This is a genomic window from Streptococcus sp. CCH5-D3 (assembly GCF_001556435.1).
Classification (GTDB): Bacteria; Bacillota; Bacilli; order Lactobacillales; family Streptococcaceae; genus Streptococcus.
The window spans coordinates 1-1167 of record NZ_LSIW01000078.1; the positions used below are offsets into that span (position 1 = coordinate 1).

Consider the following 1167-nt stretch of genomic DNA (forward strand, 5'->3'; position numbering starts at 1 on the left):
AACAGCTGCCTCGCCTTCATGACCTGATTCTTGCGTACCTTTAGCGCTAATTGGTTCTGTGTACTCTGGATTAGCTGGTTGAACTAGAGCTTCGCCTTCATGACCTGGCTCCTGTGTTCCTTTTTTCCAACTGATGCCCTTACTATCCCTATCAGCTGTCCCCTGACTAACTGTATTATCTTCTTTCATTGAAGACTCAAGCCCTTGCAAAGTATTCTCCAAAGGTTGTTCAAGCTCCGGCTTAGCAGAGTAACGCAGATAACCCACATACTCATAACCATCAATGGCAATAACACCCTTAGCCAAATCTTCTTTATTTGAAACCGCAAGAGTTTGATTATAGGCCTGTAACTCCTTGTTTTGCAAGGCAAGAACCTCTATCGGCACAAGGAGACTTTGCCCTGCGGCCCCAATCAAGACCAAGCCGATAATTTTTTTACGATGTTTTTTTGAAAATAGGAGCACAGCCATAGTCGCTGTTGCCAATCCCAAACCTGTCGCTGCCCAGTCAGAACTTCCTGTCTGAGGAAGAATAGCTTGACTGTCTCCCTTACGTTTATAGACCAGATAAAAAGTGTCCTCATTTTGATATTCCTTAGGAATAGCATGTACCACTTGCTTCTGCTCTTCAGTTGTTAATTCATTTTCTGTGACATAAGCCATGTGTACCGATGCATCCGAAGTAACCTGGTCTGCCGAAACTGGTTTAGACACGAAAAGACCACCTGCTAACAAGAATGTCCCGATAGCAACTGGCCCTACACCTACTGACAATTTACGAATGGCGTATTTTGTCACTTTTTCAAAAACATGATTTGCTTGTTTCATTCAAAATCTTCCTATATGTTAATCCTTGTACCCCAAGGCACGTCAAAAAAACGAAGACGTTATTGAAAAAACACGCACTCTATACATTTATTAACCTTCTTCCGAAGTCTATCATATCCTTTTTTTAATCTTTAAGCAAGCATTTTCTCTAATTTTTAATCAATATAAAAAACGAATTATGATTAGTAACTAGGTCCTCATGAAAATAATCAAACCTTTTTATATAAATAATTCCAAAGACTCTAACATTTGTAAGAATATTCTCTTGATATTCAAACAAGTGATATATTTTGAGTTAAATAATTTTATAAATTATACTAAGATCCCCATATATCTAAC

At 38.5% G+C, this 1167-nt stretch carries 1 protein-coding gene; it reads right to left on the reverse strand.

Annotated features, from left to right (window positions below; genetic code table 11):
- Nucleotides 1-828: YSIRK-type signal peptide-containing protein (locus tag AX662_RS05455; protein WP_156430693.1), on the reverse strand; the 828-nt coding region annotated here is incomplete at its 3' end.
- Nucleotides 829-1167: the final 339 nt, after the last annotated feature.